Here is a 13,318-nt window from a genome sequence, read left to right as displayed (position 1 = left end):
CTAACGCAGGAAAGGGGCAGCTTTGCAGATAAAATACTACTTGCTGTATACCATAATATGCTAATCACTAATTTTTACAAGGCTCGTTTTTTAAACGATTGATGATGAACGTCTGTCCAAAACTACAACCTCATGGAACAACATTACAACTTCCAATCCATCATTTAACCCTGGGGTAACCCCATTTAACATTGTGGTAATATTGAAGGAATTTTCATCGTATAAACCGATGGTTTTATCGCCAAATTAATATTCCAAATCCCGGAAGAATAGATTCCCGGAAACGAGAAAGTCACATGATCATCAATTAATGTACCCTGAAAAAATTCATTTAAAGGATACGATGGTGTACAGCGAAGACAGGACTGACAAAAAAAGCCCGACCAATGGGCCGGGCTTTCCTTCTATAGCGAGTATATGTATTATTTCAATACTTCCTGAACCTTATCGGCAGCTTCCTGGAACTCGATAGCAGAGTGTACTGCCAGTCCGGAGTTATCGATAAGTTCTTTTGCGATCTCAGCGTTGGTACCCTGCAGCCTTACGATGATCGGCACCTGGATAGCATCACCCATGTTCTTATAGGCATCAACGATACCCTGGGCAACTCGATCACAACGAACGATACCACCGAAAATATTCACAAGGATGGCCTTTACGTTAGGATCTTTCAGGATAATTCTGAAAGCTGTTTCCACACGCTTGGCGTCTGCTGTACCTCCTACATCAAGGAAGTTGGCAGGCTCTCCTCCGGCCATCTTGATAAGGTCCATAGTAGCCATGGCCAATCCGGCACCGTTTACCATACACCCTACGTTTCCGTCAAGATTCACAAAATTCAATCCGGCCTCTTTTGCCTCTACCTCGATCGGGTCTTCCTCACGAAGGTCACGCATCTCTGCATAATCCTTATGACGGTAAAGAGCGTTATCATCAAGAGTTACCTTGGCATCAACAGCCATGATCTTATCGTCTGATGTTTTCAGTACTGGGTTGATCTCGAAAAGTGATGAATCTGAAGACTCATACGCCTTGTATAATGCTGTTACGAATTTCACCATTTCTTTGAACGCAGTTCCGCTTAAGCCAAGGTTGAAGGCAATTCTTCTGGCCTGGAATGGCATTAATCCGATCGATGGATCTACCTCTTCGTGAAAGATCAGGTGAGAGGTCTTTTCGGCTACCTCTTCGATATCCATCCCTCCTTCGGTAGAATACATGATCATATTGCGACCTTTGCTTCGGTCAAGCAGTACCGACATATAGAATTCGTCTGGCTCACTGTCTCCCGGATAATACACATCTTCGGCAACCAATACCTGATGTACCCGCTTCCCCTCTGCAGAGGTTTGTGGGGTTACCAGATCCATCCCGATAATGCTATCTGCGATCTCTTCAACTTCCTGCAGGTTTTTAGCCAGTTTTACTCCACCACCTTTTCCGCGGCCTCCGGCATGCACCTGAGCCTTGATCACGTGCCATCCTGTACCCGTTTCCTGGGTAAGCTGTTTTGCAGCTGCTACCGCATCTTTGGCGCTTCCGGCAACGATACCGCGTTGAATGCGGACTCCGAAACTTGCTAAAATTTCCTTTCCTTGATATTCGTGTAAATTCATAACGATTTCTTGTAGATTTTAAGCGGAAACAAATGTAACAAAAGCAAGGTTATAATACCAATTATTTCAGATAACAGTTTGAGGGACGAGTTTCTGTATCAGTTTGCAGATAATAGTGAGTCATAAATTATGGATGATGAAGGATGAATGGTGAATGGTGAATGATACGAATTGTTGGAATTTGGAGATTGAAATTTGGAATTTCCGGTTTCCGGCCTACCCGCCTACCCGCTTACCCGTCTAACTCAACTTATACTCCTCAAAATCGAGGGGATCAAAATTCCTGAAATGCCCATTGAGCTGTATGGTCTTTTTGGTTTGGTTGACCTGGCGGATGATCGGGATAATGCGCTGGAGATGACGCTCCATATACAGCAAACGCTCGGCTTCACTGGCCATTTGCAACAGAGCGTACTCCTCTTTGAGATTAAAGCCCACCTTATGTCCGTAAGCAAAGGAGTTAAATTCCTGAAAGGGAACCACCTTGTAGTTCACCCCGATCTCTTCATAAAGGGTATAGATCAGGTTGACCACCCGCTCCCGCTGGGTATCCTGCCCGTCTTCCATGTTATCAACATAACTGACCAAGCCACCCGCATAGAGCTTCCCCGGCATAGGATTGCTCATTTCCAGCAAACTGAAAGCCCGGGTAGCCTCACAAAGAATATCATAACGCCCTGAATCGTACTCCTTGGCCACCTTACTGATTACGACCTCACACCCAAACCCCAGTTTCCCGTCAATATAGGCAGGGATACCAAAAGCCGATCGGCCATCACGGCAATCCTGCACCAATTCACGGTAACGCTCCTCAAAAACATGGAGGGGAAGACGCTCTCCGGGAAAAACAACGATCTGTAACGGAAAAAGAGGGAGTAACTGATTCATAATGTTTGTATTACAAATCTAATGAATAAAACCCGGGTGACCCTATCGTAATATTGTTACATACATAACATATTGTTTTATTTTTAAATGTTTTGCCATGTTATTTCTTCGCATTAATTTCCCGTATTATTTTTGCGACCATAAATTTTACCGAAAATGACACATCAAGATCTCCAAAACATAGCCCGGGACTACGGCAGTCCGGTCTACGTGTACGATGCAGCCAAAATTGCATCCCAATATCACAGGCTTACCGCAGCCTTCAGCGGGGTTAAAAATCTCCGCCTGAACTACGCGGCCAAGGCCTTATCCAACATTTCCATTCTCAAATACATGAATTCGTTAGGGAGTGGTTTAGACACGGTGTCTGTACAGGAGGTCGATCTCGGACTCATAGCCGGATTCTCGCCGGAGTCTATTATATATACTCCTAACGGGGTGTCCATGGAGGAGATCGAAAAGGTGGCGTCAAAAGGGGTACAGATCAATATAGACAACCTGTCTATTCTGGAGCAGTTTGGAAGTAAGCATCCGGACGTCCCTGTATGCATCCGTATCAACCCGCATGTCATGGCCGGGGGTAATGCCAACATATCGGTGGGGCATATCGATTCAAAATTCGGCATCAGTATCCACCAGATACCTCATTTATTGCGTATCGTTGAAAACACCGGAATGCACATCAACGGGATCCATATGCACACCGGTAGTGACATCCTTGATATTGAAGTGTTCCTCTATGCTTCAGAGATCCTCTTTGAAACAGCGAAAAATTTTGACAGACTGGAATTTCTGGATTTCGGAAGCGGCTTCAAAGTCCCCTACAAACCCAATGACATCGAAACCGACATTGAAGAATTAGGCACCAAGCTCACAAAGCGCTTTAATGCCTTCTGCAAAGAAACCGGGAAAGACCTTACCCTGGCCTTTGAGCCCGGAAAATTCCTGGTCAGTGAAGCCGGTTATTTTATCACTAAGGTCAATGTGGTCAAACAAACCACCTCTACCGTTTTTGCCCAGGTAGATTCAGGATTTAACCACCTGATCCGTCCTATGTTGTACAACTCCTATCACCATATATTCAACCTATCCAATCCGGATGGCAAGGAACGATTTTATTCGGTGGTAGGCTATATCTGTGAGACCGATACGTTTGCCAACAATCGCAGGATCGCAGAGATCAACGAAGGCGACCTGTTGTGTTTCAAAAATGCGGGTGCCTATTGTTTCTCAATGGCCAGCAATTACAACTCCAGGTATCGTCCGGCAGAGGTGTTATGGCTTAACGGAGAAGCTCACCTGATCAGAAAAAGGGAAACCTTTGACGACCTGCTGCACAACCAGGTATCCATCGAGATCCCGGTGTCAGAACCTGCACTGGCAGAAAAGAAATAATGAATTTTCGGTATTCATGAATGGTCTCTTCGGAGACCATTTCTTTTTTTTATCTTTAGCCAAAAATCAGGCCTTACTATGAAAGCTTCTCATTTACTAGCTGTTTTATGCATTTTCTTCATGACCTCGGTGAATGCGCAAAAGATCGAGTGGTTAACTTTCGAGGAAGCCGTTGAAAGATCGGTGTCTGATGAATCTCCCAAAAAGATCTTTATAGATGTATACACCGATTGGTGTGGTTGGTGCAAGAAAATGGACGCTACCACCTTCTCTGATCCCGAGGTAGCTGCCTATATGAACGAGCGTTTTTACATGGTGAAGTTTGATGCTGAATCTACTGCCGACGTAAATTTCAAAGGCAAGGTCTTTAAATTTCAAAAACAGGGACGTCGTGGCTTTCACGAATTAGCCTATGCATTATTACAAGGTCGTTTAAGCTATCCTTCTGTAGTATTTCTTAACGAAAAGCAAGAGCTGCTCTCCCCGGTACCAGGCTATAGGGAGTCTGAGGAGTTTCTCGATATTGCGAGGTATTTTGGTGACGATATATTTCTTCACACAAAATGGGCCGACTATATGGCCTCCATCGCTAATAAATAACCAACCACGACTAACCATTAAACCAACCAAGTCTTATGATCAACGCTATTCTACGAGCATCACTGCCCGCAGTTTTTCTATGCCTTATTTCCTGTGCTGACAAACAACCCTCCACCCCATTAATGGCAGCTGTTGAATCTGACGCTCCTGTCATCAAAAAGGTGATGAATAATCCGGAGGCGCATGAAGTACAGATCCTTTTTTCTGAGATAGATCGACATGGAGACTCTGTGAGCTTTACGGATGAAAGCTTCCGGGTAAATTCAGATAATTATTTTTATCCGGCAAGTTCGGTAAAGTTCCCCATTGCCCTTTTGGCGTTGGAGAACATTGCAGAGAACGACACCATCCTAAGCACTTCGAAGTTCTTTGTGGAGGGCGACAGTGTGGAGACCACCATCAGAGAGGAGGTCAAAAAGATCTTCGCGGTTAGCGACAACGACGCCTATAACCGATTGTTCGAGTTTTTAGGAACTGACCAGATTAATTCACGACTTGAGGAAATGAATATCGGTCCGGTGCGCATAGCCCACCGACTCTCAGTACCTGACGCTGACGTACCGCAGACCCGTCCCCTGGTATTTTACCTGAACGACACGACCTTAACCCAATGGCCAACTACCAACAATACTCCCGTAACCCCACTTAATCTGAATAAAACCATGAAGGGCGATGGTTATTACGCAGGCGACAGCCTGATCAGGGAACCCATGGATTTTTCCCGAAAAAACTACCTTCCTGTTGCCTCACTTCACAACCTGATGAAACGGGTGATCTTACCGGAAAACTTTTCGCAAGAGGAAACGTTTAATCTCAAAGAATCTGATCGTGAATTTGTACTCGAAGCCATGTCGGCCCTCCCATATACCCAGGGCTATGACCGGAAAGAGTACTACGACAGCTATGTGAAATTTTTTATGTTCGGTGACACCAAAGAGCCCATGCCCGAGCATATTAAGGTCTACAATAAGGTAGGGTTTGCCTATGGATACCTGACGGATTGCTCTTATATCAGGGACGAAAAGAACGACGTTGAATTTATTCTTACCGCCACCATTCATGTGAATGAAGACCGCATTTACAATGACAACAATTACGAATACGAAGAGGTGGGCATTCCTTTCCTTGCAGAACTGGGCAGACAAATTCACCGATCACTTATCAAACAATAAAAACAGGAACGAACATCCCGGAAGCGTGAGGATATTTTTTATTTAAGTAAAAATTAATGCCTTTAATTTTTGTAAATTAAAAGAAAGTAAAAACCTCATAATGAACAACCTGTCCTTCGATAAGTTTGTAAAGAAGATCCTCATCAAAGCTCCTTTAGAAAAGATCTACTGGTGCTGGTCTACTGAAGACGGACTCACCTCCTGGTTTCTGCGGGCATCGGATCATATAAGAGATGGAAAGCGCATCAATCACCAGGAAACGGTAAAGGCCGGGGATGAGTATTTGTGGATGTGGTACAATTGGGATGGCGAAGAAAAAGGGATTGTCAAGGAGGCCAACGGCAAGGACCATATTGTCTTTAGTTTTGCCGGAGAATGCACGCTTGACATACAACTGCGAAGCCTTAAAGAAGGTACCCTGTTAGTGCTTACTCAAAGTGATATCCCCACAGATGACAAAAGCAAACTTAACATCTACAGCGGGTGCAGCAGTGGCTGGAGTTTCTGGCTAACCAACCTGAAAGCCTTTCTGGAGCACGGCATTTTACTTCATGAAACCTCCCTTGATCTGAGAGATGACCCTAATGCGGCTTTTGAATATGTTAATATCTGAATAGTTAGCCGTTTGCAGTTAGCGGTTTGCAGATTGAATACTTCCAAACTCCAAATTCCAAAAAGGCCTTCCAGGAATCCTCAATTGCCAAATGCATGCTGAAACCTGTCTACAGACAGGCAGGCTCTTCACCGTCCAGCCTCCTAACCTAGTCACCCAGTCACTAAATTATTTAACGGCCTGATTTCTAGTGAATTATGCTTAACTTTATTAAAGGTTGTAAAACACACATCCACATTTAGTTTCTAACCAATTAACAGATCAACATGAAAAAATTCAGTTTAATTCTTACCACCCTCCTTACCTTTTGTTTCATTTCCAGCAGCTTCTCCCAGGAAGCCAAAAAATATGAAAATCCTGAATGGTATACTTTTACGTATGTGGATTACCATCCGGGGATGATGGGGGAAGCCAGGGATATTATTGACAACTACTTTAAGAAAGCTTCTGCCCAGGCAGGTACACCGGTGCCTGTCATGGAGGTCTCTTTGGCTGCCGGCGAGTACGACATGCTGGTTGTATGGAAAATGCAGGAGGGAGTAGAAAGCCTGAATTGGCAGACCAGTCCCAGCCAGGTTGAATGGCGCAAAGCAATGGACGAGATCGCAGGAGGCACCGAAGAGGCACAAAAAATCATGGAGAAATATCGAAAATGCGTTAGAGCTTCATCCAGCAATATGGGCCGGAAACTGTAATTAATAACTATTAAATATTTCAATTATGAAAATCTTTGTTTCTATACTCACCTGCTTTTTATTTACGATTTCCGGACTCTATGCCCAGGAAGAAATGAAGGCCGAAAAATATGAGAACCCACAATGGTATTGGATCGTAAAGATCGATTTTGCACCGGGTAAAATGAACCGGGCCAAGGAGATCATTGAGGATTATTTCATGAAGGCCTCAGAAGACGCTGCTACACCCATGCCCAAAATGGCCCTTGACATGACCAGTGGTGAATATGATATGCTGGTCGTTTGGCATATGAAGGACGGCATCGAAGGCATGAACTGGAAAACAAGTCCGGATGATGTAAAATGGTTCCAGTCTATGACCAAAATAGCCGGAAGCCCGGAAAAGGCACAAGAAATCCTTAACGAGTACGAGTCTTACATTATAGGATCTGAAGCCGACCTTGGAAGAATGGCCTGGTAATATATTCTTTAATACTACAGCGGGCGTACCCGCTGTAGTATTAAAATTGTTTGGCAACCCCAAAATTCAGGTTCCAAATATCATAGGCATCAATCCTTATATCATAATTTATACCTACTAAAAGTTCCCAACTCGGATCATTTAAGTGCCAGCCGGCTTCAATACCAAACCGATACATAAAGAAATTTTCTCCCTTGGCAAATTCGGCACCGGCACCGGCGAAGCCGGCTAAGTGTTGTGTGAATTTATGGCCGATCATGACTAAGGAGGCCACAGGATACTCTCTTTCTAATATCTCCTCTTCTCCCCCACTGAGATGGCGCTCAACAATGAATGATTCGATAATGATGTCATTGTGCAAACCCACAGACCATTTTTCACCGAACCGGTAATTGTAATCAATGGCAAAGGAAGGTACTGCGAGCCATTTGGTGTCACCAGCTGCATCACGACCTTCACTAATATGGGTATGCCCGAGCATAAAGGCTATGCTATGCTTAAAATTATGATGCTCCTCGCGTTGCCCTTCTTCTCCAGCATCGTGGTGTATCACCTCCTCAGAGTGTTCCTGGTCCTTTTCGGTTTCCTGAGCAAAACATGCAGTGGTAGTTAACATTAAAAACAGTAGTAAAATCCTTTTCATAACAGTGAAATTATAATTTACATTCATTCCACCACAGAAAGCAAGGCTATCTCAGGTTTTTATAAAATATCAGGGCTTTTGAAACATCCTTAACCGGCAACACCGGATGCACCGATCTTAAATTCAAGAAGATAGTTTTAGGTAAAGTTATCAAATATCTTCGATAACTATTATTTTTAAGTAAAACTTTAAATTATGCGACCCTGGAAACTACTTCTCTTGCTCTGCCTGTTTCTCGACACCGTGCGTGCCCAACCCCCAGCCCTTTCCTTTGATCACTACGCCATACAGGTAGAAGATCTCAATACAAGTGTAAAATTCTATCAAGAAATTCTCAACCTTCAGGAGATAAAAAATAAAACGGGATTGGAACATATCCGATGGTTCTCTCTTGGAAATGCCCTCTCACTTCATATTATAGAGGCACCTGGTTTTAAGAATCCTCCGGAAAAAGGAATCCACCTGGCTTTAAATACCAAAGATCTTGATGCCATCGTAAAACATCTCAGGTCTCGGGACATTTATTTTGAAAATTGGCAGGGTGATGCGAATACGACCAACACCAGGGCCGATGGCATTCGCCAGATCTACCTTAAAGATCCTGATGGGTACTGGATAGAAATCAATGAAAATGAATAGCCGCATTAAAGATATCCGGGAGGAAATCCTCTCCAAAGCCTGGTACACTCTTAAACGCTATACCTACCAATGGAAGACCTTTAAAGGACCCTGGCAGGAACAGAGCAGGGAGGTGTATGACAGAGGAAACGGCGCAGCGGTGCTGATGTATAACTCCAATACTAAAAAAGTTCTCCTCATCAAACAATTCAGAATGCCAACGTGGGTTAACGGAAATAAAAACGGGCTGTTACTGGAGACTCCTGCCGGAGTTTTAGACAGCAATGATCCGGAGGCATGCATGAAACGTGAGATCGAAGAAGAAACAGGATACCGCGTACAGCATATCACCCCTGTTTTTCAAACCTATATGTCGCCGGGGGCAGTGACAGAAATTCTTCATTTTTTTACCTGTGATTACAGCAAAGCAACAAAAGTTGCAACGGGTGGCGGTAATGAACACGAAACGGAAGATCTGTTTGTTGAAGAATACCCCTTTAAGGAGATCAGAACCATGGTAAACGAGGGTGCCATCAAAGACGCAAAAACCCTTCTGCTACTGCAACACGGCATGTTAAACGGTCTGATCTAAAGATTCGCTACCTCGGCTTTGGCACAGTTAAAATCGGTCATGAGTTCCTGGACGATCTCCTTCGCCGGTTTTATATCGTGGATCAGGCCTGCTACCTGACCAATCTCCAGCTCTCCTTCATCCAGGTCGCCTTCAAACATGCCTTTCTTAGCTCTTGCACGGCCGAGAAGCTCCTTCAGTTCTTCTTTCCCACCTCCTTTTTGGTAGAGCTCCTGGATATCAGTGAAAAATTTATTTTTCAATAATCGCACAGGAGCCAGTTCCTTAAGGGTTAGTTGGGTAGCTCCATCGCCGGCTTCCACCACCATTTTTTTGAAATCATCATGAGAAGAGGCCTCCTCGCTGGCTACGAACCGGCTTCCTACCTGTACCCCGTCTGCTCCCAAGACCATGGCTGCAAGCATCCCTCTTCCGGTGGCGATCCCTCCGGCTGCGATCAGAGGTATTTCCAATTGTTCTCTCACCATAGGAATCAGGGTAAAGGTGGTGGTTTCTTCCCGACCGTTGTGCCCCCCTGCCTCAAAACCTTCGGCCACCACGGCATCTACTCCGGCTTCCTGGGCTTTCAGAGCAAACTTCACACTGCTCACCACGTGAACCACGGTAATTCCCTTTTCTTTTAAGAAGGAGGTCCAGGTTTTCGGATTTCCTGCGGAGGTAAAAACGATCTTAACCCCTTCCTCCACAATGATATCCATGATCTTTTCTATATCTGGATAAAGCATGGGTACGTTTACACCAAAAGGCTTGTCGGTGGCTTTCTTGCATTTCTGAATATGCTCCCGCAACACCTCGGGATACATGGATCCGGCCCCTATAAGTCCTAGAGCTCCAGCATTAGAAGTTGCCGCGGCCAAACGCCAGCCGCTGGCCCAGATCATTCCGGCCTGAATAATTGGATATTGAATATTTAAAAGGGTCGTGATTCGGTTTTTCATAAATAGGTTTGGTTAAGTTTAGGATATAACGCCGGAGCCAATGAGCTCATCCTCCAAATAAAATGCTGCGAATTGCCCTTCGGTAATAGCACTTTGAGGCTGCTCGAATTCTACATAGAGTCCGGATTCGACACGGTGTAATCGTGCCTTTTGCAGTGGCTGTCGGTACCTGATCCGAGCCAAAACCTCCATAGTCTCCCCTTCTTTTAATGCCAGGTCTTCCCGCACCCAATGCAATTCGTGCTCTCGAATAAACAGCGCTTCTCGGTACAATCCCGGATGATCCTTCCCTTGCCCGGTGTAGATCACGTTATCTTCCACATTGGTCCCGATCACAAACAAAGGCTCCACAGTACCGCCTACCCCCAGGCCTTTGCGCTGGCCAATGGTAAAATAATGTGCCCCCTGGTGCTTTCCAACCACCTTCCCATCCTCGGGGGAGTAACTCAGTTTAGCCGCCTTATTTGCCAGGACGTCATCCTTTATTATTTGCTGCTTTTCTTGCTGCTTCTGCAATACCTCCTCAGCAGTTACTTCTACGATCACTCCTTCCTTGGGCTGTAGTTTTTGTTGTAAAAATTCCGGTAAGCGCACTTTTCCAATAAAACACAGTCCCTGGGAATCTTTCTTATCTGCAGTGATCAGTTCATTTTCAGCGGCGATCTGACGCACTTCAGGCTTCGTTAATTCACCTACCGGAAACAAAGCCTTGGCCAGTTGTTCCTGGGAAAGCTGACATAAAAAGTATGATTGATCCTTATTACCGTCTATACCGGCCATCAATCGGTAAACGGGCTCCCCATTTACCTCTGTTACCTCCTTGCGACAATAATGACCCGTAGCAACATAATCAGCGCCGAGATCAAGGGCGATCTTCATGAATACATCAAATTTGATCTCCCGGTTACACAATACATCAGGATTCGGTGTACGTCCTTGTTCGTATTCGTTGAACATATAATCAACGATGCGCTCTTTGTACTGCTCACTCAGGTCTACCGTTTGAAAAGGGATACCCAGCTTCTCTGCAACGATCATTGCATCGTTACTGTCTTCAAGCCACGGACATTCATTGGATATGGTCACAGAGTCATCGTGCCAGTTCTTCATAAACAGTCCGATAACCTCGTATCCCTGTTCCTTTAAAAGATAGGCAGCTACACTTGAATCTACTCCTCCGGATAATCCTACTACAACTCGCTTCATGAAAATTTAATTAACGTACTTGTTTTAATACGCTCACAAAGGGCAAAATTACAAAATTATGAGCGACAGAGATAGTCGTAAGGATCTGGTAAAAATTACCTGAAAGACATGATTATTTAATATTAAACAAAATGCCGTACAATGTTTAACCTATATTTCAAAAAAGGTAAACCAATACAGATTATTCCTATTAAACTTAAAAACAACCTCTTTATATTTGGTTATCAATTGGTTAATATCTAAGTTCAAACAGATTTTGTTTAATTTACATATGTTAAAAAAATAATAAACCAATATTTCTGTTTAACTATTATTGTAAATTAGCTAAACAAAACAATGAATTAAATCTTTAATTAAATCATTAAGCAATGAAAAAGCTACTTAAACCATTCCAATACGGGGCTCTGGCTTTGACATTATTATTTGCAGTTAGTTGTAACAATGACGACGATAATAATGACATTACCGAACCACCGGTGGAAGAACTATCAATTTATGAAACTGCCGTTGCCACCGACGATCTAAGCAGTCTGGTTGCAGCCCTGGAAGCTTCAGGTCTCGACACCACCTTAGACGGGGAAGGCGATTTTACAGTTTTCGCACCTACCAATGCTGCCTTTGAACCGGTATTAACCGCTTTAGGAGTATCATCCCCTGCCGAGATTGATCCGGCTACTCTTGAAGCCGTGCTGACCTATCACGTAATCGCTTCGAATCGAATTGCATCTTCTCAGATCGCTAACGAGCAATCTGTTGCTACGGTAAACGGAGAATCGCTGATCTTCCTCGTTGGAGACAATGTTCAGATCATAGATGGAACCAATGACCTTACTACTGTAACGAATGCCGACATTGCTGCAAGTAATGGAGTAATCCACATAGTAGATAAAGTCATGTTTCCTGCAGATATCGCCGATGCCTTAGAGATCGGGAGAACCTCGATCGCCGACGTTGCCGAAGCTGCAGGATTTACCAGCCTTCTGGCTGCCGCTGAAGCTGCCGGCCTGTCTGAAGTATTAGATAGTCCGCTTACCGATGTGACCGTATTTGCACCAACCAACGATGCTTTTGCCGCCTTTTTAGAAGCTAACAATTTTGCTAGCGTAGATGAAATACCGGTAGATGTTTTACAAAATGTATTATTGAATCACGCTGTTATGGGAAGCGTATTATCGGGTGACATTCAAAAAGGTTATGTGAACACCTTAGGTGCTTACCCTACAGATGATGTTGAAAACCCTGCTTTCCTAAGTATGTATTTAAAAAATGACGCCGGGGTTCAGATCAATGGTGGTCCTGATAACGGTGGCGCCAACGTAGTTACTACGACTCCCGGAGAGACCTTTGACATTGAAACAGACAACGGGGTAATCCACGTAGTAGACGCAGTTATTGCCTTACCAACCATTGCCACCTTCGCGGTAGCCGATGCTGATAATTTCAGTGAGCTAACCGGAGCTTTAGTGGCAGAGGGGCAGTCTGATTTTGTTGGAGTGCTAAGCGATCCGGCTAATGAAAATGCTCCATTCACTGTATTTGCACCTGTTAATGCCGCCTTTGAAGCGCTTACATCTGCTCCTACCGCAGAGGAATTAACCGCCATCTTAAGTCATCACGTAGTAGCTGGTGCCAATGTCCGATCTACTGATCTTGAAGAAGGAGACAATCCTGTTACCACTCTGAACGGAGATATCACTGTGACCTTACCACCCACTCAGGGAGGTATTGCCGATATTACTGATGGTTCCGGAGAAACCGGGTCCGTCATCGTGGTTGATGTACAGGCCATAAATGGTGTTGTACATGCTATTGATAAAGTACTGATCCCTGCCCAGTAATGAGGTAGATCTTTATAAATTCTTAGAAGGAGCCCGGCTGTTTG

At 44.4% G+C, this 13,318-nt stretch carries 14 protein-coding genes; 9 read left to right on the top strand and 5 right to left on the bottom strand.

What is annotated here, in order from left to right; translation table 11 throughout:
- Positions 1-422: 422 nt before the first annotated feature.
- Both sucC and E7Z59_RS14205 read right to left on the bottom strand, forming a co-directional pair.
- Positions 423-1,616 (bottom strand): ADP-forming succinate--CoA ligase subunit beta, encoded by a 1,194-nt coding sequence (sucC, locus tag E7Z59_RS14210; RefSeq protein ID WP_136337023.1) that lies wholly within the window; start codon positions 1,614-1,616, stop codon positions 423-425.
- A 240-nt stretch (positions 1,617-1,856) separates the two neighbouring features.
- On the bottom strand, positions 1,857-2,504 hold the full coding sequence (locus E7Z59_RS14205; RefSeq protein WP_136337022.1) for an LON peptidase substrate-binding domain-containing protein: 648 nt from the start codon (positions 2,502-2,504) through the stop codon (positions 1,857-1,859).
- A 156-nt stretch (positions 2,505-2,660) separates the two neighbouring features.
- On the opposite strand from E7Z59_RS14205, the gene lysA reads away from it, so the two are divergent.
- The 6 genes from lysA to E7Z59_RS14175 all read left to right on the top strand — a co-directional run bounded on the left by lysA (position 2,661) and on the right by E7Z59_RS14175 (position 7,439).
- Complete coding sequence (lysA, locus tag E7Z59_RS14200) at positions 2,661-3,899, top strand: diaminopimelate decarboxylase (RefSeq protein WP_136337021.1); 1,239 nt, start codon at positions 2,661-2,663, stop codon at positions 3,897-3,899.
- A 78-nt stretch (positions 3,900-3,977) separates the two neighbouring features.
- Positions 3,978-4,499: a thioredoxin family protein gene (locus E7Z59_RS14195; RefSeq protein ID WP_136337020.1), complete on the top strand. Its 522-nt coding sequence runs from the start codon at positions 3,978-3,980 to the stop codon at positions 4,497-4,499.
- Between the two features lie 35 nt (positions 4,500-4,534).
- A complete protein-coding gene (locus E7Z59_RS14190; protein ID WP_136337019.1) occupies positions 4,535-5,671 on the top strand; it encodes a serine hydrolase in 1,137 nt (378 codons plus the stop codon).
- Positions 5,672-5,771: 100 nt separating this feature from the next.
- Complete coding sequence (locus E7Z59_RS14185) at positions 5,772-6,284, top strand: SRPBCC family protein (protein WP_136337018.1); 513 nt, start codon at positions 5,772-5,774, stop codon at positions 6,282-6,284.
- 266 nt (positions 6,285-6,550) lie between these two features.
- On the top strand, positions 6,551-6,979 hold the full coding sequence (locus tag E7Z59_RS14180) for a hypothetical protein (protein ID WP_136337017.1): 429 nt from the start codon (positions 6,551-6,553) through the stop codon (positions 6,977-6,979).
- A 25-nt stretch (positions 6,980-7,004) separates the two neighbouring features.
- Positions 7,005-7,439, top strand: a complete 435-nt coding sequence (locus tag E7Z59_RS14175; RefSeq protein WP_136337016.1) for a hypothetical protein — start codon at positions 7,005-7,007, stop codon at positions 7,437-7,439.
- Positions 7,440-7,479: 40 nt separating this feature from the next.
- On the opposite strand, the gene E7Z59_RS14170 is transcribed toward E7Z59_RS14175, so the two are convergent.
- Positions 7,480-8,082 carry a hypothetical protein gene (locus E7Z59_RS14170; RefSeq protein WP_136337015.1) on the bottom strand — a complete coding sequence of 201 codons (603 nt, stop codon included), beginning with the start codon at positions 8,080-8,082 and terminating at the stop codon, positions 7,480-7,482.
- Between the two features lie 195 nt (positions 8,083-8,277).
- Here E7Z59_RS14170 and E7Z59_RS14165 point away from each other — a divergent pair, with 195 nt between their 5' ends.
- Together E7Z59_RS14165 and E7Z59_RS14160 are read left to right on the top strand one after the other, a co-directional pair.
- The gene (locus E7Z59_RS14165) at positions 8,278-8,721 is read left to right on the top strand and encodes a VOC family protein (protein ID WP_136337014.1); all 444 of its coding nucleotides are present in this window, start codon (positions 8,278-8,280) and stop codon (positions 8,719-8,721) included.
- Positions 8,714-9,292, top strand: a complete 579-nt coding sequence (locus tag E7Z59_RS14160) for an NUDIX domain-containing protein (protein WP_136337013.1) — start codon at positions 8,714-8,716, stop codon at positions 9,290-9,292. Before E7Z59_RS14165 ends, E7Z59_RS14160 begins: the two co-directional genes overlap by 8 nt.
- Here E7Z59_RS14160 and E7Z59_RS14155 read toward each other — a convergent pair.
- Both E7Z59_RS14155 and mnmA read right to left on the bottom strand, forming a co-directional pair.
- Positions 9,289-10,230 (bottom strand): NAD(P)H-dependent flavin oxidoreductase, encoded by a 942-nt coding sequence (locus tag E7Z59_RS14155; protein WP_136337012.1) that lies wholly within the window; start codon positions 10,228-10,230, stop codon positions 9,289-9,291. The two genes, E7Z59_RS14160 and E7Z59_RS14155, sit on opposite strands and share 4 nt — an antisense overlap.
- Before the next feature lie 18 nt (positions 10,231-10,248).
- Positions 10,249-11,436, bottom strand: a complete 1,188-nt coding sequence (gene mnmA, locus E7Z59_RS14150; protein WP_136337011.1) for a tRNA 2-thiouridine(34) synthase MnmA — start codon at positions 11,434-11,436, stop codon at positions 10,249-10,251.
- Positions 11,437-11,804: 368 nt separating this feature from the next.
- On the opposite strand from mnmA, the gene E7Z59_RS14145 reads away from it, so the two are divergent.
- Positions 11,805-13,274 carry a fasciclin domain-containing protein gene (locus tag E7Z59_RS14145; RefSeq protein ID WP_136337010.1) on the top strand — a complete coding sequence of 490 codons (1,470 nt, stop codon included), beginning with the start codon at positions 11,805-11,807 and terminating at the stop codon, positions 13,272-13,274.
- The last annotated feature ends 44 nt before the right edge of the window (positions 13,275-13,318 follow it).

It is taken from the genome of Robertkochia marina, from assembly GCF_004799345.1.
GTDB lineage: Bacteria > Bacteroidota > Bacteroidia > Flavobacteriales > Flavobacteriaceae > Robertkochia > Robertkochia marina.
This window is presented reverse-complemented; position numbering and strand designations above follow the sequence as displayed.

Bases quoted from the DNA above. Each gene is read 5' to 3' on its own strand.
- sucC (WP_136337023.1), bottom strand. From the start codon at position 1,616: ATGAATTTACACGAATATCAAGGAAAGGAAATTTTAGCAAGTTTCGGA.
- E7Z59_RS14205 (WP_136337022.1), bottom strand. From the start codon at position 2,504: ATGAATCAGTTACTCCCTCTTTTTCCGTTACAGATCGTTGTTTTTCCC.
- lysA (WP_136337021.1), top strand. From the start codon at position 2,661: ATGACACATCAAGATCTCCAAAACATAGCCCGGGACTACGGCAGTCCG.
- E7Z59_RS14195 (WP_136337020.1), top strand. From the start codon at position 3,978: ATGAAAGCTTCTCATTTACTAGCTGTTTTATGCATTTTCTTCATGACC.
- E7Z59_RS14190 (WP_136337019.1), top strand. From the start codon at position 4,535: ATGATCAACGCTATTCTACGAGCATCACTGCCCGCAGTTTTTCTATGC.
- E7Z59_RS14185 (WP_136337018.1), top strand. From the start codon at position 5,772: ATGAACAACCTGTCCTTCGATAAGTTTGTAAAGAAGATCCTCATCAAA.
- E7Z59_RS14180 (WP_136337017.1), top strand. From the start codon at position 6,551: ATGAAAAAATTCAGTTTAATTCTTACCACCCTCCTTACCTTTTGTTTC.
- E7Z59_RS14175 (WP_136337016.1), top strand. From the start codon at position 7,005: ATGAAAATCTTTGTTTCTATACTCACCTGCTTTTTATTTACGATTTCC.
- E7Z59_RS14170 (WP_136337015.1), bottom strand. From the start codon at position 8,082: ATGAAAAGGATTTTACTACTGTTTTTAATGTTAACTACCACTGCATGT.
- E7Z59_RS14165 (WP_136337014.1), top strand. From the start codon at position 8,278: ATGCGACCCTGGAAACTACTTCTCTTGCTCTGCCTGTTTCTCGACACC.
- E7Z59_RS14160 (WP_136337013.1), top strand. From the start codon at position 8,714: ATGAATAGCCGCATTAAAGATATCCGGGAGGAAATCCTCTCCAAAGCC.
- E7Z59_RS14155 (WP_136337012.1), bottom strand. From the start codon at position 10,230: ATGAAAAACCGAATCACGACCCTTTTAAATATTCAATATCCAATTATT.
- mnmA (WP_136337011.1), bottom strand. From the start codon at position 11,436: ATGAAGCGAGTTGTAGTAGGATTATCCGGAGGAGTAGATTCAAGTGTA.
- E7Z59_RS14145 (WP_136337010.1), top strand. From the start codon at position 11,805: ATGAAAAAGCTACTTAAACCATTCCAATACGGGGCTCTGGCTTTGACA.